The organism is Pollutimonas subterranea, assembly GCF_002849655.1.
Classification (GTDB): Bacteria; Pseudomonadota; Gammaproteobacteria; order Burkholderiales; family Burkholderiaceae_B; genus Pollutimonas; species Pollutimonas subterranea.
Genome location: NZ_PDNW01000018.1, coordinates 42,755 through 66,032, shown reverse-complemented (window position 1 = coordinate 66,032; position 23,278 = coordinate 42,755). Strand labels below are relative to the sequence as shown.

The 23,278-nt window shown below is 53.9% G+C and carries 21 protein-coding genes and 3 pseudogenes; 12 read left to right on the top strand and 12 right to left on the bottom strand.

What is annotated here, in order from left to right; translation table 11 throughout:
- Window positions 1–209: 209 nt before the first annotated feature.
- A pseudogene (locus CR159_RS17495) lies at window positions 210–1,314 on the bottom strand (porin).
- Window positions 1,315–2,436: 1,122 nt separating this feature from the next.
- Here CR159_RS17495 and CR159_RS21970 point away from each other — a divergent pair.
- From CR159_RS21970 to CR159_RS17465, 6 genes and pseudogenes are all read left to right on the top strand, one after another.
- Window positions 2,437–2,931: pseudogene (locus tag CR159_RS21970) on the top strand (glycosyltransferase family 4 protein); the annotation flags it as partial.
- Window positions 2,932–2,934: 3 nt separating this feature from the next.
- Window positions 2,935–3,588: a glycosyltransferase family 4 protein gene (locus tag CR159_RS21965; RefSeq protein ID WP_233208384.1), complete on the top strand. Its 654-nt coding sequence runs from the start codon at window positions 2,935–2,937 to the stop codon at window positions 3,586–3,588.
- Between the two features lie 347 nt (window positions 3,589–3,935).
- Window positions 3,936–4,445, top strand: a complete 510-nt coding sequence (locus tag CR159_RS17480) for a cupredoxin domain-containing protein (RefSeq protein WP_199173359.1) — start codon at window positions 3,936–3,938, stop codon at window positions 4,443–4,445.
- Window positions 4,446–4,461: 16 nt separating this feature from the next.
- Complete coding sequence (locus CR159_RS17475; RefSeq protein ID WP_143705479.1) at window positions 4,462–4,935, top strand: c-type cytochrome; 474 nt, start codon at window positions 4,462–4,464, stop codon at window positions 4,933–4,935.
- Between the two features lie 70 nt (window positions 4,936–5,005).
- Window positions 5,006–5,422 carry a DUF411 domain-containing protein gene (locus tag CR159_RS17470; RefSeq protein WP_102075242.1) on the top strand — a complete coding sequence of 139 codons (417 nt, stop codon included), beginning with the start codon at window positions 5,006–5,008 and terminating at the stop codon, window positions 5,420–5,422.
- A 160-nt stretch (window positions 5,423–5,582) separates the two neighbouring features.
- Complete coding sequence (locus tag CR159_RS17465; protein ID WP_102075241.1) at window positions 5,583–5,942, top strand: hypothetical protein; 360 nt, start codon at window positions 5,583–5,585, stop codon at window positions 5,940–5,942.
- A 296-nt stretch (window positions 5,943–6,238) separates the two neighbouring features.
- On the opposite strand, the gene CR159_RS21960 is transcribed toward CR159_RS17465, so the two are convergent.
- Window positions 6,239–7,171, bottom strand: a complete 933-nt coding sequence (locus CR159_RS21960; protein ID WP_233208383.1) for a multicopper oxidase family protein — start codon at window positions 7,169–7,171, stop codon at window positions 6,239–6,241.
- A 219-nt stretch (window positions 7,172–7,390) separates the two neighbouring features.
- On the opposite strand from CR159_RS21960, the pseudogene CR159_RS17455 reads away from it, so the two are divergent.
- A pseudogene (locus CR159_RS17455) lies at window positions 7,391–9,034 on the top strand (copper-translocating P-type ATPase); the annotation flags it as partial.
- Between the two features lie 21 nt (window positions 9,035–9,055).
- Here the strand turns inward: CR159_RS17455 and CR159_RS17450 are convergent.
- The 7 genes from CR159_RS17450 to CR159_RS17420 all read right to left on the bottom strand — a co-directional run bounded on the left by CR159_RS17450 (window position 9,056) and on the right by CR159_RS17420 (window position 15,652).
- Window positions 9,056–9,541, bottom strand: coding sequence for a c-type cytochrome (locus tag CR159_RS17450; RefSeq protein ID WP_102075238.1), 486 nt, complete (start codon window positions 9,539–9,541; stop codon window positions 9,056–9,058).
- A gap of 81 nt (window positions 9,542–9,622) precedes the next feature.
- Complete coding sequence (locus CR159_RS17445; protein ID WP_233208379.1) at window positions 9,623–10,204, bottom strand: M23 family metallopeptidase; 582 nt, start codon at window positions 10,202–10,204, stop codon at window positions 9,623–9,625.
- Window positions 10,205–10,412: 208 nt separating this feature from the next.
- Window positions 10,413–10,925, bottom strand: coding sequence for a cupredoxin domain-containing protein (locus CR159_RS17440; RefSeq protein ID WP_199173353.1), 513 nt, complete (start codon window positions 10,923–10,925; stop codon window positions 10,413–10,415).
- A 63-nt stretch (window positions 10,926–10,988) separates the two neighbouring features.
- Window positions 10,989–12,125: a copper resistance protein B gene (locus tag CR159_RS17435; RefSeq protein WP_199173352.1), complete on the bottom strand. Its 1,137-nt coding sequence runs from the start codon at window positions 12,123–12,125 to the stop codon at window positions 10,989–10,991.
- Window positions 12,122–13,963, bottom strand: coding sequence for a copper resistance system multicopper oxidase (locus CR159_RS17430; protein ID WP_233208378.1), 1,842 nt, complete (start codon window positions 13,961–13,963; stop codon window positions 12,122–12,124). Before CR159_RS17430 ends, CR159_RS17435 begins: the two co-directional genes overlap by 4 nt.
- 388 nt (window positions 13,964–14,351) lie before the next feature.
- The gene (locus CR159_RS17425; protein ID WP_102075235.1) at window positions 14,352–15,323 is read right to left on the bottom strand and encodes a F510_1955 family glycosylhydrolase; all 972 of its coding nucleotides are present in this window, start codon (window positions 15,321–15,323) and stop codon (window positions 14,352–14,354) included.
- Between the two features lie 80 nt (window positions 15,324–15,403).
- On the bottom strand, window positions 15,404–15,652 hold the full coding sequence (locus tag CR159_RS17420) for a DUF2933 domain-containing protein (RefSeq protein ID WP_158238558.1): 249 nt from the start codon (window positions 15,650–15,652) through the stop codon (window positions 15,404–15,406).
- A gap of 333 nt (window positions 15,653–15,985) precedes the next feature.
- Between CR159_RS17420 and CR159_RS17415 the strand changes: the two genes are divergently transcribed.
- Entirely contained in the window at window positions 15,986–16,186 is a 201-nt protein-coding gene (locus CR159_RS17415) for a heavy-metal-associated domain-containing protein (protein ID WP_102075233.1), read from the top strand.
- A gap of 103 nt (window positions 16,187–16,289) precedes the next feature.
- Here the strand turns inward: CR159_RS17415 and CR159_RS22360 are convergent, their stop codons facing one another.
- On the bottom strand, window positions 16,290–16,412 hold the full coding sequence (locus CR159_RS22360) for a four-helix bundle copper-binding protein (RefSeq protein ID WP_500796520.1): 123 nt from the start codon (window positions 16,410–16,412) through the stop codon (window positions 16,290–16,292).
- A 234-nt stretch (window positions 16,413–16,646) separates the two neighbouring features.
- Between CR159_RS22360 and CR159_RS17410 the strand changes: the two genes are divergently transcribed.
- From CR159_RS17410 to CR159_RS17395, 3 genes are all read left to right on the top strand, one after another.
- Window positions 16,647–17,330, top strand: coding sequence for a heavy metal response regulator transcription factor (locus CR159_RS17410; RefSeq protein WP_102075232.1), 684 nt, complete (start codon window positions 16,647–16,649; stop codon window positions 17,328–17,330).
- A gap of 3 nt (window positions 17,331–17,333) precedes the next feature.
- Window positions 17,334–18,746 (top strand): Cu(+)/Ag(+) sensor histidine kinase, encoded by a 1,413-nt coding sequence (locus CR159_RS17405; RefSeq protein WP_102075231.1) that lies wholly within the window; start codon window positions 17,334–17,336, stop codon window positions 18,744–18,746.
- 553 nt (window positions 18,747–19,299) lie between these two features.
- Entirely contained in the window at window positions 19,300–20,208 is a 909-nt protein-coding gene (locus tag CR159_RS17395; protein WP_102075229.1) for a LysR family transcriptional regulator, read from the top strand.
- A 5-nt stretch (window positions 20,209–20,213) separates the two neighbouring features.
- Here the strand turns inward: CR159_RS17395 and CR159_RS17390 are convergent, their stop codons facing one another.
- Window positions 20,214–20,516, bottom strand: a complete 303-nt coding sequence (locus CR159_RS17390; RefSeq protein WP_102075228.1) for a helix-turn-helix domain-containing protein — start codon at window positions 20,514–20,516, stop codon at window positions 20,214–20,216.
- Window positions 20,517–20,884: 368 nt separating this feature from the next.
- On the opposite strand from CR159_RS17390, the gene CR159_RS17385 reads away from it, so the two are divergent.
- Entirely contained in the window at window positions 20,885–21,535 is a 651-nt protein-coding gene (locus CR159_RS17385; protein ID WP_102075227.1) for a LysR family substrate-binding domain-containing protein, read from the top strand.
- 157 nt (window positions 21,536–21,692) lie between these two features.
- Here the strand turns inward: CR159_RS17385 and CR159_RS17380 are convergent, their stop codons facing one another.
- A complete protein-coding gene (locus CR159_RS17380) occupies window positions 21,693–23,102 on the bottom strand; it encodes a tyrosine-type recombinase/integrase (RefSeq protein WP_102075226.1) in 1,410 nt (469 codons plus the stop codon).
- Between the last annotated feature and the right edge of the window lie 176 nt (window positions 23,103–23,278).

Here is a 23,278-nt window from a genome sequence, read left to right as displayed (position 1 = left end):
GCGCATTACTTTTTTGTTACCCAATTCAAAGCGTAATGACCTTTGTCTAAGTGGATTCGGTAGTGCACACAGTCGATCACGCCTGGCTTCTTCTCCGCCATGCCGTCGTTTCGGAAAGAAAAGCAGCACACCATAGCGGCTATCGAGGCAAGCACAATCGCCCATCAGCGTGCATGGAGTTTCTGCACCCTGATGGACATCATGCCAACTTAGAAGCTGTGACGCAGGCCGACGCCAATCGACTGAGTCTTGTTACCCGAAACGAAGGCGACATTTTTGCCATAGGCGGCTTGTGCATAAAGATTGGTGCGCGCGGAGAGCTTATAGGTGTAGGCTAGACCAAAAATGTGCTGCGATTTGAGGTCCCGGCCAGCGTAGGCCGCACCGTTGTCGCGTGGATCGACCATGCCCCAACCGGCGAGCAGCTTACCGCGCGCGCCGACAAGAGCGCTTAGGCCTACGCCGTAAGAGTTAGCACGGAAGCCGTCGTTGTAAGCGCGGATACTGCCGAAACCGAGTTCAGAATTGCGCAGTTGAGAAGGAGTGCCGAACCAGCCGTCATCAGTGATGCCGAAGCCCAGATGTACCTCGGCCACCTCGAAGTCATAACTGCCTGCAAGGTTCCAGGATTTGGCCTTGACGCCGGTGCCGGTCTTGGCGTCCTTTATCTGGTCATAGGTCAGGACCGCAGCCACGGGACCATTCGAATAGCGTAGACCAGCAGTCACGGCGCGGACATTCGGCTCGTTATGGTCCCCCTGCTTGAACTCTTGTTCGCCATCCGCATTGAACGAATACCCGATACCAGCCTGGAAGCCAGAAATGCTGGGAGTCAGGTACTGAATCTGGTTATCGTAACGTACCTCAGCCACGCTGAACGTGCCGGCGGTACGAGCTTGATTGAAGTTGTTGCCGAAGGGCGTGGCGACACCAGCCAGCCAGCGATAGGCGATGTTGCCCTGGCGGCCCAGCGTGATCGTGCCCCAAGCATCGGATTTCAGACCAAGCACCGCTTCGCGGCCATACAGACGACCGCCTTGGGCTTGGGTGCCGTTCATCAAGCTGTAACCGCTTTCCAGCGTGAAGATGGCCTTCAGGCCATCACCCAGATCTTCGCTGCCCCGCAAGCCCCAGCGATTGCTCGAGTGAGCGCCATCCCAACCCCCCCGTTTTGGATGCGCTGGCTGTGTCGTTTTTGAACTTTGTATAGCCCACACCACCATCCAAAAGACCATATAGCGTTACGGATGTATTGGCTTGTGCCGCACCTGCAAAACCGGTTAACAAGGCGGCTACCAGCAAACTCTTTTTCATGAAAACTCCAGAAATTAGCCTTGATCAGTTGCAGGACCCCTTGAGAAGTCGACTGATCAAACTCCCGAATGGAAGTTGTCGGCATTTCAGCAGTGCTTTGTTAACATGCCGTGAATTTCGAACTTCCTGACGGAGATGTAATCTCGTGATCATCTTCCGGTAATTAAGGTGGTACGGGAACAGCATTTGCTGAAGTTAGAGGCCGTGATCATCTCGAATACGTCGCTGTTCAGAGCTGAGTTGACGGTTGATAGCAACTTCAAGCGTAGATGCGGGTGGCAAAAATAACGCTGGAATTCGCGCCTACATAACTCACTGAAATGGGTCCGCGCCGCTTCCTTTTGGCTTGCCTGATCATGTAGATTGTTCCGCTATGTCGTTCAAAGAGCGGAGTGGCTTGCTCATCGTTGAACCTACGAAGAATGCGTACGAATTGCGTCGCTGCTTCGCCAGTGTCACGACACAACAAAATCACCATGGCAATGGGCTTTATTCGCCTTGCGGCTCTGTTCGTTTAACTGCCGTTGTGGCCCTGTGCTTTGGCGCAATCCTTGCATTCATTAGCTGTCTTGAGTGTCATTCGGCCAATGAGGCAATGCTGTATGGCCAAATGCTATGAATTGGTCCATGTTCATGCGAGCGGACGCTATTGCGCTATGGGAAGACTGCAGCCTTCAAAGCTGCCTATCTGGATGGGCGCGCTTCTAATGTGCATTGCAAAAATGTAATCCTAGAGTTCGACGTTTGTCACGTCTGTACGCTTACCATTCGCGTCTTGCAGACGGAGAGCCGCCAAGCCTCATAGCCGTGGATTCGCTGAGAAAACAAGCTTTGATTCCCTCGGCACGCAGGATTGACGCTTCGCTTAAGGAGCCGTAGCTCGGTCAAAGTTTAGGTCGTTTTTGGCGTTGATAAACAACGAGTCTGCAGTTCTACGTGAATGCGCGAAGGCGTCGAAGTAGTCAGTCGGCTGCAAAGGAAGGCTAGGAGGATACTCCAAAGCCCGGGTCAGAAGCATTTCAAGCTCTAGCAGATATCTCGTGATGTGCTGAGCCATTTCTAAACGATAGCGACCATTTCGAATATGAAAAAGATATCTCGTTTCACCACACCGCTGTCATTATGAAGATTCTCTATACCAACTTTCATCGAGGAGACGGCGGAGGACACACTACTTACATTCTCTCGCTTGCGCGGGAACTGAGCAGTGAGCACGAGATCGTCATTGCAGCGCCCAGAGGGAGCCGCCTTTTCGAATCAGCTGTGGCTCTGCCTGGCGTTCGGGCTATGCCGCACGAATTCAAAGGAGGATTGCTTAGAACGCTGCTGAGCCATCGGCGCCTTAGAGCATTCTTGCGACGTGAGCAATTTGACATTATTCATGTTAACGGCGCGACAGACCATCGTGCCTGTATGTTCGCATTGATGGGTTCTGGCGCTTGGCGCCCAGTGCTCGTGTATACCCAACATAGTGACCGCCTATCTCGAAGCGTCGGAGCACTAGCTCGTGCAAAGCTGGCAACAGATCATGTCATTTGCGTCTGCGATCACACGCGAAATAGGTTGGTCCATTCGTACTTCAGAGGGTGCCGTCTGCACGTAATCCGTAATGGTGTTGACTTGGATAGATTTGTTCCCCCGTCGCCTGACGAGCGATTGGCTGCGAAACGCTGCTGGATTCCGCCTCACTTGGCAGGGCGGTTAGTTGTGGGTAGCAATGCGGGGACCGCGGCGTACAAGAACTGGCTGGATATGGTCGAAGCGGTCTCTCTTCTTCCTGCTGTGCTACGAAGCCAAATCGTCATCTTGATTGCCGGCGTCCTTCCATCAGATGCTCAGCGCGCCAGAGTCGAGGCACTAAACCTGCGCAACAGTGTGGTTTTTACCGGGCTTTTGGATGATGTCCGTTCATGCTTGGCAGCGTTGGACGTCGGGTTTGTTGTGTCATCTGAGATAGAGACTATTTCGTTTGCATGCCGAGAAATGATGGCTATGGGTATACCTGTAATCGTAAGTGATGCGGGCGGTTTACCTGAGAACGTCGAAAATGGACATGATGGCTGGATTGTGCCAATGCGAGATCCGCAGGCGATAGCTTCCGTTCTAACGAAGGTGTTGGAAAGCCCTGCAGAACTAGTTTCCATGGGCCAGCGCGCGCGTCAGAAGGCTGTTCAGGAGTTTTCGATTGGTTCATTCGTCTCGTCTACGCAGGAGGTGTACCAACGTGGCAAAGTTTCGCCCAAGAAAAGCACGTGGATTGTACGCCCTGACTGAGCTCCGACGGCCTTAACCGTGCGCATGGCACAAATATGTTATGGAACAGTTGCCTGTGGCAGAGATGGCGGACGCCATGGAGGTGCTCGTAGTAACTCAAATAAGCCCTCGGTTAGAACGGGCGTGCCTATATTACAAAATTGTAATTTGCACGTCAGTAGATCGGCAGTTGTACTTCGTTAAAGTGCAATTGATTGATCAATGCTGTTGCCATTAAAGTGACTAACTCGGGCGATGAAGCAGGAAGCCCGTTTCGTGGATGTCTTGAATTTTCGGTTTCGATATTGCCTTTTCTTGGGCGGTTGAAATGGCTGCCTACTTAAACAAACTCTAGGAGTGTACTCATGATGAAAAAGACCCTTTCTGTTCTGGCTTTGAGCGTGCTTCCGACGCTCGCATTGGCTGCGGGTAACCATGCCGGAGGGCATGGTGCGCCGGGGCATGGCATGCCTGGGCACGATATGTCCACCATGTCGAATGCACCGTCGCCGACTGGCAAGCCTGGCGATCCGGCCAAAGTTACCCGCACGATTGAGTTGACGATGGACGACACCATGCGGTTTACACCGGGTGACATTCAGGTCAGCGCTGGCGAGACCATTCGTTTCTTTATCAAGAACACGGGCAAAATCCCCCATGAAATGGTGATCGGATCCCTCGCCGATCTAAAAGCCCATGCGGCTGAAATGCAAAAAATGCCGGGCATGCAGCATGCCGAACCAAATATGATTACATTGGCCCCAGGTAAGGTTGGCGGCTTGGTGTGGCAGTTTGATCAGGCTGGTACCGTCGATTTCGCTTGTCTGATACCGGGCCACATGGAGGCCGGGATGGTGGGCAAGGTAAAGGTCAGCTGACCCCCCCCACGTTGAAATGTCACAGAGAACATTGATCTTTGGTGTGGTCGGCGTCGTCACCATCGGTGCCGCCGCCATCTTTTACAGCACGATGCGGCCATCGGGCTCGGCATTCATCGACCCTGCGGATCAGGCTCTTGTGATGCAGGGCAGGGCGATCTATGCGAACAATTGCGCAGCTTGCCATGGTGAGTCCCTGCAAGGGCAGCCGAACTGGCGTGACCGCATGCCCAATGGCAGGCTGCCCGCACCGCCGCACGACAAAACCGGCCATACCTGGCACCATCCTGATGCGATGTTGGTCGATATGGTGAAAAACGGCCTGGTTCCTGGGAAGACTGCGCCGCCAAGCTATGTTAGCGACATGCCCGCGTATCGGGACATCCTCAGCGATCAAGAGATCATTGCGGTACTGGCTTACATCAAGAGCAACTGGCCACCCAAGGTCCTGGAGGCACAGAAGGACGTCACATTGCAACGACAGAACTAATCTGCCCGAGCGTGGTCTTTATCTATACTATGAATCATTCAAGATTTACATTTACGCTGGAGCAGGTTTCATGAAATTATGGCTAGCAGCGGCTGCCTTGGCCGTCGCATCATCCTTTGCACAGGCTGCCGGCACGGCCATTACCGTATATCAGGATCCCAATTGCGGTTGCTGCACCGGGTGGGTCGAGCATATGCGGGATGCTGGCTTTGATGTTACGGCGATCAAAACGGCCGACATGGCTTCGGTGAAGCAAAAACTCGGTGTGCCACCAAAGCTTGGATCGTGTCATACGGGCGTGGTAGAAGCCACTGGCCAAATCATCGAGGGGCACGTACCGGCCAATGCTGTCAACAAATTGCTGGCTGACTCATCAGTGAAGGGCGTGTCGGCGCCTGGCATGCCGTTGAATGCGCCAGGCATGGGCGAGTTGGACGGCAATCTGGTTACTGTGGACTTTAACGGTAAACCGTTTTCCAAGGACTAAAATCTACAGACAAGCAATGGTATAGCCGGGTACGCCACGATTGGTACGCCTTGCTGCTCTGACGCTGGAAGATATCTACACCTCTATATCTACATCTCTCTTGCGCCACAAGTTCAAGCCGGTTCGTGAAAAGTCAATTTTCTGGATTTAGGAGATACAAATGAATATGAAAGCACTATTTATTGCGCCCATTACGACGCTCTTGTTGGGCGTAAGCGGTGCGGGAGTAGCAGCGACTTCCAGCAGTGATGGCACTACCGCAGGCATGAAAGCTGAATCAGGCATGATGCAGAATGGTGACGCGGCCAAGATGGGCGATATGAAGCCAGGCAAGATGAAAGATCACGGCATGATGGGCGGCGACATGATGAGGATGATGGGCAGCTGTCCTATGATGGGCGCTGCTAGCGGAGCCAATAGCAAAGTGATGATGCAGATGCATGGCGAGATGATGCGTGCCATGGGCGACATCATGATCAAGTATGCCGACAAGCTTGAAGCGCCGTCCTCGCCTCAATAACGAGACTTGAGTTCGATCAACGGACCTGCCAAAAAGGTTATTTCGAAGGCTTTGGATACGCCGCGAGTCATTCATCGAATTTACGATTTCTCTTTTTTCTGGGCGGCGATCATTTCTTTGGCCGGTTGTTTCATCTCAGGATCTTGACCCTTTTTCCAGCTCTAGCGCGGTCATGTCTACAGCGCCCTGGTGGTGAGTCCGCATCATGGTTGATGCCAACGGCCTTCGCCATGGAGATGGTCGCTTAATCGTAGCCGCTATTATCCTATCAGGCGCTGCGGTTCAAGCAGAATGGGCTAAGCTTGGACGTCCAGAACCATGGTCAGGCCCCCGGCGCCTTCTTGTTCTACATTGTTGTTGGTCGTATGGTGCGGAATGTGACAATGCACAATCCATTTGCCCGGGCGGAGCGCCGTCCATATAACGTCATAGCGTTGCCCTGGACCGACGTTGACTGTATCGGCTTCGAAGCGCGCCGCGGTGGACAACACATTTCCATCGCGGGCAACCACGGTAAAAGGCCCACCGTGAACATGCATAGGGTGTACAAAATTGTTATTACTGCCAATGAAGCGCAATTTGATCGTCTCGCCCACTTTCATCTTCACCATGTCCGTGGCCGGGTATGCTTTGCCATTGATAGTGAAGTAATTGGGCAAGGCTCCTTCCATCAGCATGGCAGGGTAGGTCAACCCTTCGCGCTTGAGCCACTCCTGTAACTGCAATATATACTCATGGTCGGCCCGGGGTTCTTCATCGCGGTTCTTTGGGTCGATAATGAGTGCGCCATATAGGCCGAAGGCTTGCTGCCGATCGACATGGTCATGTGTATGATAAAAATAAGTACCGGATTGTTCGGTCGTGAACTCATAAACGTATTTACCGCCAGGAGCAATTGGCTTTTGGGTAATGTTAGCCGGTCCATCCATTTCATTGGGTAGGATCAAGCCATGCCAATGTACTGTCGTCGATTCCGGTAGTTTATTGGTGACATTGATACGGACCCTATCGCCTTCAGTGACGCGCAGCCGTGGACCCGGAATCTGGCGATTGAACGCATAGCCTTCCACCTGTACGTCGGGCAGGATGTTCCAACGCACAACGCTCGCTTCCAGATCAAAAACCTTGACACCGTTTTCAATACGAGGTTCAAGTGCTGTATCGCCTTGGGCGTCTTGCGCTGCGGTATGCGCGACCAAGAGCGGTGCGATGGCCGCCATATTGCGCATGGCAGCACCCGGCGTGTCCCACCCCATGATCATGCCTGGCGGCATAATCGCTCCTCCTACGTCGCGGGCAGACAGGCGCATGTTCACAAACAGCGCCGGAAACGTCATGCCAGCCAATAGCATTAAGCCGGTGGCCATCGTGACAGCTGCTAATTGCGGGCGTGTCACGTTAGGCTGCATGGCGTGACGATCACCTGGAGACGACTTTGCCGAAGCATGGCCGCGGTTGTCATCATCTCCTTGACGCTTTTCGGACAAATCCTTGAATTGAAAGCTCGCTCGCAGACCTCGGCGGCCATCAAGTCGCTAATGGGATTGGCCCCGAAGACGGCCCGGCGCATCTTGCCTGATGGTACTGAAGAAGATGTGCCCTTGACTCATGTGCATGAAGGCGATCGCTTGCGTGTGCGTCCAGGTGAAAAAGTGCCGGTGGACGGGGCGGTAGAGGAGGGCGCAAGCTCCATTGACGAATCCATGCTTACAGGTGAGCCGCTACCCGTCAGCAAACGCGTGGGCGATAAAGTCATTGGCGCCACGATGAATACATCGGGCGCACTGGTGATACGTGCCGAGAAAGTGGGCGCGGCCACCGTGCCGTCCCAAATCGTGCAGCTTGTGGCGCAAGCGCAGCGCTCCCGAGCGCCTATGCAACGCATGGCCGATCATGTGGCCGGCTATTTTGTCATGGCGGTGGTTGCCATCGCCGTGATAACGTTTTTCGTGTGGGGATTCTGGGGGCCACAGCCCAGTTGGGTGTACGGTCTGATCAATGCGGTGGCTGTACTGATCATTGCTTGCCCGTGCGCGCTAGGCCTGGCAACACCAATGTCGATTATGGTCGCCACTGGCCATGGTGCGACGCACGGCGTCCTATTCCGGGATGCCGCTGCCATCGAAAACTTCCGCAAGGTCGATACCTTGATCGTCGATAAGACCGGCACCTTGACCGAAGGACGGCCCACGTTTGAGCAAGCGATTCACGTCCAGGGCGGTACCGCCAAAGAAGTGTTGCGTCTGGCCGCGAGTCTGGATCAAGGCAGTGAACATCTGTTGGCTGACACCATTGTTAGTGGCGCGCGAGCGCAGGGCATCGCATTGGCTATGGTAGATGAATTCGAGTCGGGCTCCGGAATTGGTGTTCGCGGCACCGTCGAGGGCAAACGCCTGGCGCTCGGTAATACCGCGCTGATGCAGCAGGAAGGTGTCGATGTGGCGATACTGAGCGAAAAGGCAGATAACCTGCGTATGCAAGGCGCGAGCGTCATGTATCTGGCTGCGAACGGCGACTTACTGGGTCTACTTGCCGTGTCCGACCCTATCAAAGCCAGTACGCAAGAAGCCTTGAGTGAACTGAAGGCCGCAGGAATCCGAGTCATCATGGCCACAGGCGATGGGGTATCGACAGCTAAGGCTGTAGCGCAACGCCTGGGTATCGACGAATTCCATGGTGAAGTAAAGCCGGCCGATAAGCTCGATCTGGTTACAAAGCTTCAGGATCAAGGGCATATCGTGGCGATGGCGGGCGACGGCATTAACGATGCGCCTGCGCTGGCTAAAGCCAATGTCGGCATTGCCATGGGCACCGGCACCGATGTCGCCATGAACAGCGCCCAGGTCACGCTGGTGAGAGGCGATTTACGAGGAATCTCGATTGCCCGTCATCTCTCTGACGCTACCATCGCGAATATGAAGCAAAACCTGGGGTTTGCTTTTGTTTATAACGCTTTGGGCGTGCCGCTGGCGGCGGGCGTGCTGTATCCATGGACGGGGTTATTGCTCTCACCCATGTTTGCCGCCCTGGCGATGAGCTTAAGTTCAGCTTCGGTGGTGACGAACGCCTTGCGGTTACGTAAAGCAAAATAAACGGCTAGCGCGCCCAATGAGTTACTGTGGCCGTTGTTGCGTGATTTCTTTTTGAGCCGCTAACGCCTGCTTGGGCCAGGAGCTTTTGATATAAGCGAGCACAGCTCGGATGTCGTGATCTGTCAGCAATTTGTCATAGGCTGGCATGTCGCTCACATATCCGGATGGGGCTGTCACGCCAGGAACCAGGCCATTTTTAGTGATGTCAATTAAAACGGCATCGGGATGATGCCAGGTGTGCCCGCTCTCATCATGCGGCGGCGCAGGCAAACGACCATTGACTTGACGTATCCGCCAGTTTGGCTGGCCTTCCAGCTTCGCGCCATGGCAGGATGCGCAGTTGTTGGCATAGATTCCTTTGCCGTTGGCAACGAGTTCTTGATCAGAAGGATCAATAAATGCCTGCCTTGTGTCCCTCAAGGATTCATACATAAACAAGCCGGCGCCGAACGCCAATACACCAAGCACACCGATAATCACGCTTGCTTTTTTCACCGCTATTGCCATTGGAACTATCCCCACTCACTTTGTTGCACGATCAGTCTATGTAATTTTCTGCTACCGCTCTTCAGGCAGCACAATGTAGCCTCATCTTTGGACATAGGAAGTCAGTTGCCGTTTTTCTTGGATGGGGTCTACCGGTTGATTGTTGACGCGCAGCTCATAATGCAAATGAGGGCCACTGGATGTTCCGGTTGAACCGACATAGCCAATGATTTGTCCCTTTTCTATGTTGACACCTTTTCTTAGGCCTTTCTTGAAACGGCTTTGATGCGCATAGACAGTGGAATACTCGTTATCATGCTCTATGAAAATCACTTTTCCATATCCATTTTGGACGCCAATGAAAGAGATTTTTCCCTGAGCCGTTGCGCGGATGGGAGTGCCTTTTGGGGCGGGGTAGTCAAGACCCTGATGGCCTGCCCACTTGCCTGATACGGGATGCAGCCGGTAGCCAAAGGATGAGTTGATACGCGCGCGTTCGATCAGCGGCGTGGCAAGAAACATCTTACGCAAGCTCTCGAGTCGAGGGATCGCCTTATGAGCGTGTTTGCCGAGTGTGTGAACAGGGCTTTCGATAATAGAAGTCAGTCTGACTTCCGATGCCACGGCGCTATTCGTTAGAAGATAACCGAAGACGAGAAGCAGGCTTTTTAGTATCGTATGCATGTCATATTGAAAATATTTGGATAATGCTAGAGCGTGGTTCGCCTTTTGTGGCTGGATCGACTGTGATTCGTGTGGGAGAAATAAGCATTGGCAGCACTGCATATGCAGTGCTGCCGCTCTGGAGGGAACGCACTGTAGCTACTGTGCCTAGTAATCCATCACGCAGTGGATTAATAATCTGGCCATAAGGCGCCGCCTTTACGTCACCTTATCCGACTTTTACCTTACCAATCATGCCCGCTTCCATGTGCCCAGGAAGAAGGCAGGCAAAGTCAACGGTTCCGGTCTGAGGAAACTGCCAGACGAGGCCACCTTTTTGGCCAGGATTGACCGTGATCATATTGGGCTCGGCATGTTTCATACCCGGCATTTTTTGCATCATGGCGGCATGCTCTTTGAGTTCCGCAACGGAGCCAATCACCATTTCATGCGGGATCCTGCCGTTGTTCTTCATGAAAAAACGGACCGTCTCGCCGGGCTTCACGTTGAACTCGCTTGGAGAAAAACGCATGGTATCGTCCATGACGAGCTCGATCGTACGCGTGACCTTGGCGGCGTCGCCAGGTTGTCCCACAGCCGAGTCACCTTTGTTCATGCTGGACATATCATGACCTTGCATCATGGTGCCGTCTTTCATCTCATGACCTCCACCATGGCTTCCGGCGGCTAATGCCAGGGCGGGTAACGTGCTTAATATCAGTATCGATAATGTCTTTTTCATAAAAATCACCTTTGGATAAGGGAAAAATAAGGGCATCAGGCGTGATGTTCCCTGGTGTTACAGTTAAAACCGAAAGCTCAAACCGGCCACGAAACGGGTTTCCTGCTTGGACTCGCCCGCTGCACGTGCGTAATCTGCCGTTTTTCCGAATTTGCTGGACCACTCCACGCCAACGTAGGGAACAAACTGACGCGTGACTTCGTACTTCAAACGCAGACCGGCCGTGCCATCCGATAGCCCGCTTCCAATCTCTCGCGCTGGATCGTTCTTACCGTAAAAGTTGACCTCTACGCTCGGTTGAAGATACAGTTTCTGCGTCAGCAAGATGTCGTACTCTGCGCTTAGGCCTAGCGCAGTTCGACCGCTTGGGCCAACGTACGCCGTGGCATCGACCTCGAACCAGTAAGGCGCAAGCCCTTTAAACCCGAATGCCAGCCATTCTCGGTTTGGCGCGCCCTGAGCATGGTCGAATCTTACGCCCAGTTCCGTATCCCAGAACGTTGAAACCGCATGACGCCACAGCAACTGCGTTTCGGATTCCTGCAACTTGCCGCTCGCGACTTCGCCTTCCGCTTTAATGACGGCGCGGTTATAAGTGCTGCCGTACCAGGCCTCCCCTTCATAGGCCGCCCACTCCTCACCTCGCGCCCTGACGTACTCCAACCGGTCGAAGTAGACTGAGCCGAAATTGTGCATGTCCGACATGATCAGCGCGTCTGACGGTGGCAACGCATACTTGCCTGCATTACGTACATAGCCATCGGAGTAGGCATTCGGATCACGGGCGTCTGGTGGGGCCGAGCCCCCCTGCATCTGCATATCGCCATGGTCCATTCCGCCACCGCTCGTGTCCATTGCTCCCATATCGTGAGCAGTGGCCGCCGGAGCTGTGTTGGCTTGGCCATGGTTCATTCCCGGCATGGCCTCTGCTGGCTTAGTTGCGGGGGTTGACTTCATATTCATGGTGCCATGGTCCATGCCAGGCATATTCATTTTGCTGTGATCCATGCCAGGCATGTTTGCTGCATCGGCAGGAGCCGAGCTGGCCGGCGTGGCGGTATGGCCACTATGGGCGTCATGCGCTTGGGCGTAGGCAAAAAGCGGAGTTGCGCCGAGCGTTGCGATGGCGACTCCAAGAATACGTTTTTTTATATGGGTATTCACGGTCAAGATTCCCTTTTTCTCGTTTATTGAGCTCATGCCACCACCACTTCGCGAAACATTCCCGCATCCATATGCAGCATCAGGTGGCAATGCCAGGCCCAGCGACCCAGTGCATCGGCGGTCACGAGAAAGCTGATGCGTTGCGCCGGCTGCACCGGAATCGTGTGGCGGCGTGCCTGGAATTGCCCATCGGGCGTTTCCAGTTCGCTCCACATGCCGTGCAAATGCATGGGGTGCGTCATCATGGTGTCGTTGTGCAATATGACCCTGACCCGTTCGCCGTAACGGAAATGTACCGGTGTCGACTTTCCGAACTCCACGCCGTCGAACGACCAGGTGTAGCGCTCCATGTTTCCGGTCAAATGGAGCTCGATTTCACGCTCTGCGCCGCGCGGATCCATCGCACCGCCCACGGTGTGCAAGTCCGATAGCGTCAATACTCGGCGGCCGTTGTTGCGCAGCCCAATGCCGGGATCGTCCAAGTTGGTGCGCGGCATGTCGACCCGCATATCGATGCTTGGACCATATTCGGTCCTGGCGTGGCGCACTTGGGTGCTGGCGCCAGTTGCTGCCATAGCGCCATGATCCATACCAGCCATCCCTGCGTGATTCATACCCTGCATGCTGCCATGGTCCATACCTGCCATAGCGCCGTGGTTCATACCGCCCATGGACGATTGGCCGGACGCGCCATGGCTCATTCCTGCCATGCCACCACCCATGGCACCCATCATGTCTGCCATGGTGAGCCATTCCGCAGGGTCAAGCGCGGGTACGGGCGCTTCGAGACCGGCACGCGTAGCCAGTGTGCCCCGTGCATACCCAGTGCGATCCATGGCTTGCGCAAAAACGGTATAGGTATCGTCTTTGGGCTCGACCAGTACGTCGTAGGTTTCCCCTGGACCAAAGCGAAATTCGTCCACTGTTACAGGCTCGACATTGACGCCGTCGGCCTGAACCACAGTTAACTTTAAGCCTGGTATACGCACGTCATAGAAGGTGTTGGCCGCGCCGTTGATAAAGCGCAGGCGGACCCGTTCTCCGGCTTGAAACAGCCCCGTCCAGTTGCCCGCTGGTGTCGTGCCGTTCATTAGGTAGGTCAGCACGTTAGCGGACAGGTCGGCCAAATCGGTCGGACTCATGCGCATCTCGTTCCACATCTTGCGCTTATCGATAGCCGCTTTCAGGCCATCTCGCGAGGCATCCTGGAAGAAATCAATGGCGGTGGGTTGATTGTAGTTGTAGTAGTCGCCTTGCATCTTGAGTTTGGCCAGGACTCGCATCGGATCCTCGTCGGTCCAGTCAGAGAGCTGAACGACGTACTCCCGATCCGCCCGTATGGGGTCGGTTTGTGCCGGGTCGATAATGATCGCCCCATAAACGCCGGTCGCTTCCTGCATCCCCGAGTGCGAGTGATACCAGTACGTGCCGCTTTGTTCGACTTTAAATCGGTAGGTAAACGTTTCCCCTGGGGCGATGCCCGTAAAACTGATACCTGGCACGCCATCCATCTGAAAAGGCAGGATAATGCCGTGCCAATGGATGGAGGTGGCTTCCTTCAGACGGTTCTTGACGCGGATGGTGATCGTATCGCCTTCGCGCCAACGCAACGTTGGGGCAGGAAGCGAGCCATTCACCGTCGTCGCCATGCGTGGGTTGCCGGTGAAATTGACGGGCGATTCACCGATCTCCAGGTTGAACTCGGTCCCTGTCAGCACAGCGGCCGAGCCGGTGCTCGTCTTGACGGATGGACCCCCGGCGGCTCGGGCGAAGGGCGATAAGCCCAACAATACACCGCCGGCCGCAAGGCCCTGAACGAATCGGCGACGGGGCAGAATAGGTAGTGCAAGCGAGGGCGGTAGCAGGTGTTTCACGTGAGCGTATCCCAGAGTCGAAAGAGGTAGATTTCAATCATCCTTCGATGATCAAAGCTTCAAATTAAATTAATGACTAGCACTTTAACGAAACGCTCATGTCGGCCCAATGACGCTGGCATTACATTTTTGTAATGCAAGGGTATTCTTCACATTAGGTTGTACGGGTGGATCCGATGCCTGCGGGAGGGCGGAACTTAACCGTGTCACGTTCATATTAAGTACCCATCATCCAATACATCATGGCTCCCATACCGACGAGAGCGAAAACGGCTATGAGCCCAATCGCCGCCAGCGCGATAACGATGATTTTTATCAGCTTATTACTCATGAAATTACCCAAATTGCTTTACGTTATGTGGATGCCAAACGATACGATGCCACGAGATTACTTATCGAGCGTCGAGCCACCCTTAGCAATCTGTAGCCAGGTCGCACCACGATCTTGAGTGATATAGGCACTACGTTTGAAGGTCGCAATAGCAAATTCTTCGTGGCGGGTAGGGTTTTGAGCAATAAAGGCCACCGCGTCTTCGTCCAGTGTAGGAAGCTTGATTTTTTCAATAGCTCCGCCGTCCTTCAGGCCTATGCGACTCAGCACGGGAGAATTCGCGTAACTGCTAATCCAAAGGTGCTCACCATCCAGATCGAACCACTGCGCGAGTACCTGCATGCTCTGAACCAATGGCTCAAAATGGTTGCCCGCGTCACGAGACAAGTACAACCCGTCGGCAGCGCCCACGGCAACGACGTTGGCATCGCGCGGGTGCACCGCCAAGCTGTTAACTTTGGCCTTCAGGCCGTTAGCTGCTGCTCGCGTCCACGCCAGGCCGTCTGTTTGAGTCATATACAGGCCAGCTTGGGGCATCCGGGTATTAGGCCCATAATTCAGGACATAAACCGCATTGGTTTCATGGCTTGTGGCCAAGGTATGAAAATCGGACTCTCCTTCCAGCCCCAACTGCCGCCAGGTTTTTCCTGCATCCGTACTTTTGATGAGACCGAACGGATTAATTAGGTTCGAGCCTGCTGCGGGATGACCGCTGCTGTAAAACGCCTCGCGGGTGGTGGCAAATCCCATGTAATCATGCTCAGGCCCGGCCATCTTTGACCATTGCCCATCGGCATACGCTGCGATGCCATGATGGCTTGGGATAAGCAACTGTTTACCGTCTGCGCTATAGGCAAGCCCGTGCACGTGGGTGAGCTCAATCGGCGCTGCCTTTGCCAAAGTCGTCATCCCTTGTGTATCGGCTACGGATGGCTCGGCACTTGCGGTTGCAACGCCAAGTCCGTTGAACGTCAATAGCGTGGTCAGGGCTGTCGCCGCCATCCCGGTGAAAATCGTTTTTGCATTCATTACGTGGTGTCCGTTAATCCAGGTTGTTTCCCCCATCATGAATCCGTCATGCGTAGAGTAGGGGGAGCGCTACGGACTAACTAATCCTTGAGCGGTGCGTTGCCGAGCAATGGTTTAGAGGAAGGGGTATCGGCTTGGTTGTTTTCGACCTTTTGCTCTTTGTGGCAGGACTGCATGCCTTTCATCATGAAAAACATCATCAAGGGACAAATCAAGAAGAATAAAAATGGGGCGCTAGCGGTAATCCATCCACGGGCGGCGGGTAAAGTCGCGTACGCCACGGCGACGACGACGGCTAGGCCAAAAGCCGTCTTCATCATGGTTTTCATATCACATTTCATCATCGTTTCCTTCAAATCGGCAGGTTGCTTCAGATCTACCCGACAGTGATAAACGAGCAGTACTCAATGCACTGTAGCGAACTAAGGCTGTCAGTCCGATTACGCCTTAATTACATGTTTGTCATGTTGGGTCACTGCTTGGATCGTGATGATGAAATTTTTCATTACTGACGCAGAAACAGAGGTGGTGTCATCTTGATTGCCTGGGAAAACTCGGACAATGATTTAGTAATAACGGGTAAATATAGCTGAGGGCTAGCTTGACATTGCCACCGTAGGAAGGTTTAGAGTGTCCTTGTAGTATTACTTTAGGAGAGTGCAGTGATTGAATTTGAAGTGAAGGATATGACGTGTGGCCATTGCGTGCATACGATCGCTCGTGCCATTAAGGAAACCGTCCCGACGGCATCCGTTCACATTGATCTTCCCCAACATTTGGTCCGCGTCGATGGGGCAACCAATCTGGATGTCATCGAACGCGCCATTCGAGAAGTTGGGTATACGCCGGTGCTCAAGGCTTAATGGGTCAGACACATTAAACGGACTGGCCCTAATTTTTCCCGTTCACTTCGACCTTTTCGCTTAAGGGCGGCAGGTCGTTTTCAATCAGCGCTCATTGAGTCATTTACTCAAACACTTCTATGCATTTTCGACACGCTTCGGCGCGATGCTGATAATGCTTTATCTGATGCTGACTACATTCTTGAACGGAAAGTTCGCACATCCCTGCACAAACGCTTGAGAAAATTCACTGCCGCGCTGCCGCGCTGCCGCGCTGCCGCGCTGCCGCGCTGCCGCGCTGCCGCGCTGCCGCGTTCAAGAAAAACTTGTTTGGAACCGGCGGATTACAATTTTGTAATTCACCAGTCATCGTGCTGTCAGCTTGGGGTGGGTAGAGTCTTGCTATGAGCTCAGACGATACTAGGTCAGAGCGCCGCCCTTGATTCAGGCGTAAAACAGAAGGAATTTGCAGGAGCGACCTATGAAACTACTCGTCGTTGAAGATGAGATAAAAACCGGCGAGTATGTGCGCCAGGGCTTGATGGAGTCTGGTTTTGTGGTCGATCTGGCTCGTACGGGTCTGGACGGGCATCACCTTGCGCTGACTGAAGACTATGATTTGATCATCCTGGATGTCATGCTGCCGGATGTTGACGGTTGGCGTATTCTTCAAGCCTTGCGTGAAGCAAAATCGACTACACCAGTATTGTTCTTGACGGCGCGAGATAGCGTGGAGGATCGAGTCAAGGGCTTGGAACTGGGCGCCGACGATTATTTGATTAAACCTTTTGCTTTCTCGGAACTGCTCGCGCGGGTACGTACCTTACTGCGCCGAGGAACCACGTCAATCTTTAATGATCAATTGCAAGTGGCCGACCTCGTGCTGGACATCCCTCGTCGGCGAGCAACGCGACAAGAGGTACGTATTAATCTAACCAACAAAGAGTTCGCGTTGCTCGAACTGTTGGTGCGCCGCCAAGGCGAGGTGTTGCCACGTTCCCTGATTGCTTCCCAGGTGTGGGACATGAATTTTGACAGCGATACCAACGTCATTGACGTCGCGATTCGGCGCCTGCGCGCCAAGATCGACGACGCCTTTGAGCCCAAGCTAATCCATACCGTTCGCGGTATGGGTTACATGCTTGATGTTAGCAGCGCGAGCTGAACGATGGCACGTCGTCCTGTGTCTCTGGCCCTGCGCCTGACTGTCTCAATTGGCGCGGTTATGACAGTGGTGCTCCTTACGTTTGGATGGATGGTCGAACGATCCATTAATAGCCACTTTGTTCAGCAGGATGTTGATGAACTTAATGCTGTTGTTCAATCTCTGGCGAAGTCACTTTCCGGACCACCAGCCAGTCAAGAATCAAATGCGCTGAGGCAACGCCTGGCCGCGGCGATATCAGGTCATCATAATGCGCAATTTCGCATATCGGACCTTACCGGAAATGTGATTTACGCTACGCCTAATTCGAATCTTGATGGTTTTGCACGATTGGCTCCAATTACGGACACGATAGATCTTGACTCGGTAAAAATCTGGCGAGATAAGGGGCAAACCTACAGAGGTGCTGTTGTGCAACTCATGCAAAAAGGCTTTCCAGACGGAAAGCCCTTAACCATAGCGGTTGCGACTGGCATCAATTTCCATTTGCACTATCTTGAAAGCTTCCGCAGCTACTTGAGAATTATTACCGTGGCTGCTTGCTTGATTGCGATTTTGGCAACATGGCTTGCTGTCTATCAAGGCCATGCGCCAATCCGACGCATTAGCCGGGAAATTAGACGCATTAAATCTGACCAATTGCATATCCGGCTAGCCCCTGAGACAGTGCCTGTCGAATTGACCGAGTTAGCGATATCGTTCAACGACATGCTCGAGCGAATTGAAGGGGTCTTTCGGCGGCTCTCCAATTTTTCGGCCGATATCGCCCATGAACTGCGTACCCCGATCACCAATTTGAAGACACAAACGGAAGTTGCCCTTTCCCAAGCACGTAGTGTTGAGCAGTATCGCGAAATTCTGTATTCGAATCTGGAAGAGTACGAACGTATGGCAAAAATGGTGGGCGACATGCTGTTTCTGGCCCAAGCGGATAATAAATTACTTAAGCCCGAGCTGGTTATCGTCGATTTGGCTGCTGAAGTACGTAGTCTGTTTGATTATTTCGAGGCTTGGGCTGAGGAGCGCATGGTGACGCTCACATTGGTAGGGGCAGACGTTGGTGTGCAGGGCGACCGTCTTATGATTCGTCGTGCCTTAAGCAATTTATTGTCCAACGCCATTCGTAATACGCCTAAAGCAGGGGTGGTAACGGTGTCGGTAAGTTCGGCTCCTAACAAGGCCGTGCTTAGTGTAGAGAATCCAGCAGCCGCCATATCGCCCGAGCATCTGCCACATCTTTTTGATCGGTTCTATCGGCCAGACGCTTCGAGGCAGCGTAGTGGCGAGGGTGCTGGGCTTGGATTGGCGATTGTTAAATCCATCGTTGAAGCGCATGGCGGATCGATCAGTGCCACATCAGCGGCAAATCTAATCATATTCGAAATGACACTGCCCACCCAGATGCATTCTGAATAAGGCCGCGATTAAACCGCAGTAACGCCATCAAACTACCATCGTGTTTTATGGCGTTCCTCGGTTTTTCGATGTGGCGCGTTTCATGGCACTTGTCCAACTCCGTCGGATTTGACCATAGCTGACCAGTATTGGAGTTCTTTACATCTTATGGTGCTGCGTTGTGCCATTTAAGTCATTGGTGGACATTTGTATCATCCTTTAATCACCTTGCGGTACAACGATGAGGCCATTTTGCATCGGACAGTTTTTAAGAAATTTGTTGGCGACATTGGCGGGACCCAGTATTTATTGGCCTACCTTGAATGTTGTGGTGACCACTACGATCGATCCGGCCTATGCAAGATTGGCCTCCGGGATCTACAACACCGCTCGACTGAATGGGGTGTTCGTAGGTATTGTAAAGTTAGGATCGCTGCTCAGAGGTGCGAGGCATGCGCTGATTGGGTTGAGGATAGGCGTGTTGCTGATCGTTGGGTGCATGATCGGCGTCGTGGTGGTGACGTTGCGTTACATCAACTCATGAGGCAAGGTCGGCAGACGAAGGCGATTTAGCATGGAACTACGCCATCTACGTTGCTTCATCGTCTTGGCTGAGGAGCTGCACTTCACCCGTGCCGCCGAGCGGCTGCACATCGAGCAGTCGCCGCTGTCGCGTACCATCAAGGATATGGAGGACGAATTGGGTGTGGTGCTGTTTAAGCGCAACCGACGTGGCACGCACCTGACCCCCGCAGGTGAAGTCTTTCTGCAGGACGTGCGTCGGGTATTTACAAGTCTCGATCAGGCTACGGCGAGCGCTAAGGCGGCAGCATCGGGCTATCGCGGTACGCTGCGTATCGCCGTCTCTGATGGAGCCGCCGAACCTCGACTAGCAGCGCTGCTGGCGCGCTGCCGGGAGGAAGATCCTGAAGTGGAGATCCGCTTGTTCGACGTGCCACTGGCCGAGCAGTTGCGGGGGCTACGGAAAGGCGCGTTTGACGCCGGCTTTGCTCGCTCCTCCGAAGCGGGAAACGATATCGTTGCTCGTGCTGTCTGGAGTGATCCGCTGGTGGTGGCCATGGCTGCACGCCATCCCTTGCTGGTGCACGCACAGATCCCTCTGGAAGAATTGCTGCGCTACCCGTTGGTGATGTGCCATCCTCATGAGTGCGAAGGCTACCTGCAGCAGATCGCCAAATTGTTGCGTGCGGTGAATGTAGAACCTGTCGTGAGCGGACACGCTAGTTCCCTGAGCATTGCCTTGACGCTGGTGGCTGCGGGCTATGGTCTGTGCTTTGTCACCGCTACCGAGATCGGCATGTACAGACACCCGGATGTAGCGGCTCGGGCGTTGCAAGGGTTACAGGATGAAGCGAAGTTGATGACCTATCTGCTATATCCTCAGACTGAAATTTCTGAACCACTGAGTCGCTTTATCGAGCGAATACAACCAAGAGATGTAGACGGCATGCCATTGCCGTAGCAGAATTACTTCTCGGTTGCGTTGGCCGCCGCCTGGAGATTCTTCTCGGTGGCCGCGATCAGTTCACTTGCGCTTCTGTTCAGTGCTCTGGCAATACGCAGGATCATCGCTAGGTTCGGCATATGCTCGCCACGCTCGATCTTCCCCATATGCGAACGCTCGATGCCTGCTAGGTTGGCGAGTGTCTCCTGAGCGGTACCCAGCTCTGTTCTCGCCGTTCGCACGGCCATGCCAAACGCAATGGCTGGTCCTGCTTCATAGGTGGTGGTGCCGGCGGGCCGGCCTCGTTGAATAATAAGCTTCTGCATCTACAGAAGCTTCGTATGGCGGCATAAATCAAACCACGTTAAATTTAACTCATGATAAGATTTAGGCCTTACTTTTGGGGTTACGTTGTCGTTTTCCGCTAATCCCTGGACCGTTGCCGTTAAACGCGGACTCGTCCGTTAAATCCCGGACTTGGAAATGGAGCGAAGAGGATGCAAACGAAGTGTTGAACCAGGTTTTTGGTTTGAGGAGAAAACAATAAGCGGTAGCTGGAGGCATGAGCCTTGATGCAATACCCCTCGGTCTGTCAACCAGGTGGCCGTCCGGCTAGTTCAGCTTTAGCAAAAACTTTGGCACTATTCCGGCTTTTAACGAAGAGCGACAGTCCTCTGCGAACAAGGAGAACAAGATGCCCTCCAACGCTGATCGGCGACCTTTGCGAATCGCCATATCGTTCGGCGCGACCCACGCACAGCTGGCAACGCTTCTTGCTCGCCAGCGCATAGAGGAGCCTGAAACGCCCGTCGCACTGTCTGAGGTTGCCCCGGCAGAGCAAATCGCGGGTCTGAAAGACAGACGCTACGAACTCGGATTTACCCTTGATGCGGGGGCCGAACAGGGCCTGAAGATGCAGCCGCTCTGGCATGACGAACTGGCGGTCGCGCTGCCAGCGCGCTCGCCATTGCTGGCCTATCCAGTCATCCCGCTGCCTGTTCTGACGGGCTATCCTATGATCATGTGGCATCCCGACGCCTGCGCGGCAATGTATCGCCATGCTGTGGCTTTACTTGACGCCGCTGCCATCACGCCGCAAGTCGAGGCTCACGCCAAGAGTTTTTCCTTCATGGCTACTTTGGTGGCGGCGGGATACGGAATCGGGTTCGCCGCTCGTTCCTGGATTGACGCGGCACGGGGAGCCGGTGTGGTGGCCAGGCCGTTCGTCGGTGACGCTGAGGTTCTGACCACCTATGTGTTGACGGTCCGCAGCCATGCATCGTCCGAGGCGCTTAGATTCATCGAACGCGCATTGGCTACCCAAGCCTCATCTGTTCACTACTAGGTGTCTGTTAGAGGGTGTGATGATATCGACGATCGATTGATCGGACAGATTTCGATGTGGCTTTGCTAACAGGTGGCGGCATAGCACCCTCGAACCTTGTTCTCGGCCCGCCTCGGAAAGTATTTGGGCCAGCCCCTTACTTTCAAAATGAATGGGTTCAATGCCCGTTGTCAAACGCCATTTCGTCTAAGTAATCTGCCCAAGCCTGCATGATCTTCACTCTTTGGGCGGTAAATGTGGTGCGATCATATGAGTCCCCGTTCGCTGAGCGTTTAGTATGAGCTAACTGGGCTTCGAGCTCGTCACGTTCCAGACCTAAACGTTCTCGCGCCATCGTACGTAGCGTTGCCCTGAAGCCATGGGTGCAGTGTTTGCCTTGAAAGCCCATGAGTCGCAACGCACGCGACAGCGCGTCGCGGTGAGTATGGGGATTTCGAACCTTGCCTGTTGCTGGGAATACATACTCGGCACCGCCGCTGATTGCCTTCATTTCCTGAAGCATGGCTAACGCCTGGCGCGGCAGGCTCACAACATGTTCGACACCCAGCTTCATCCGGCGTATGGCTTCGCCATTACCCTTAAACTGACCCTCTTCCAGGGCGGGCACTGCCCATTCGGCGCGCTTCAAATTGATTTCCGACCAGCGAGCGGTGGCGATGATGCCGGGACGGTGCGCGGTCCAGGCGCAGAGCAATAGTGCGCGCCGAATGACAATATTCTCGTACCCGTGGATAGCTCTTAATAGTGCGCCCAGTCGTTCCTCGTCCAAGGCGGCCGGCAACTTTCCCGATTTTGGCAATTTGCGAGTGACCGATGTAAAGGTCAATTGGGTGTGCTCAGGTCTGATCTCTTCGTCGATGCAGTACTCCACTAGCATGTTGACGTATCGTGGAACCGTGCGTGCCAAGCTGGGAACAGTACCCCCCATTTCGCGGATAATCGGCACGACATCCTTGCGGCTAAGGATCGCCATATCGACTGTGCCGATACGTGGCTGGAGGTAGTCCTGGATGATTAACCTTGCTTTGCTGTATGTGCTGTTAACGACTGTAGGCTCATATAGTTTTAACCAAGCTTCGGACACCACGGCGAATGAGCGTGCCCGAGCGGTGCTTTCTTGCTGTTCGCGTTCGAGTTCTTCCAGGGTCTTGTTCTGGCGAGCGAGCTGTTTGCCGACTCTGACGCCGATGATAGGCTGGTGGGTACGGGCCGCGAGGTGGACTTCGTCGGCACGACTACGCGCGTCTTGAAGGGTTAACATAGGGGCCGGGCCATCTGTAGAGATGTCGCCATAATCTCCGATGGTTACGCGTAGACCTTTGCCTTCAGGCGTCTTGTAGCGCACTTGCCACGATTTTTTCCCCGAGGCAGCGACAAGCAAGTACAGCCCGTTTCCGTCGGGTACGCTGTAGTCGGTGGCTTTGGGTTTGTACTTTTTGGCGGCAAGCGCGGTAAGGGGAGTTGCTAGCTTGGGCATACGAAGAGCCTCCTTGTGTACCTTATTAATAAGGTACACAAAAAAGGGCACAAAAGCAATGGATTTTGGTGGATTGCGGTAGCCGTCCATAGAAAGAAAACCCGCATTCCTCTGGGAGAGATGCGGGCTTACTGGACTTTCTTGGAACTTCTTGGAATTCGGGTTGGTGCCCGGGGCCGGAATCGAACCGGCACGCCTTGCGGCGGGGGATTTTGAGTTGGCGCGTTACGGTGTCTGTATAAGGAAGTGGTGCGAAGGTGAGTGTA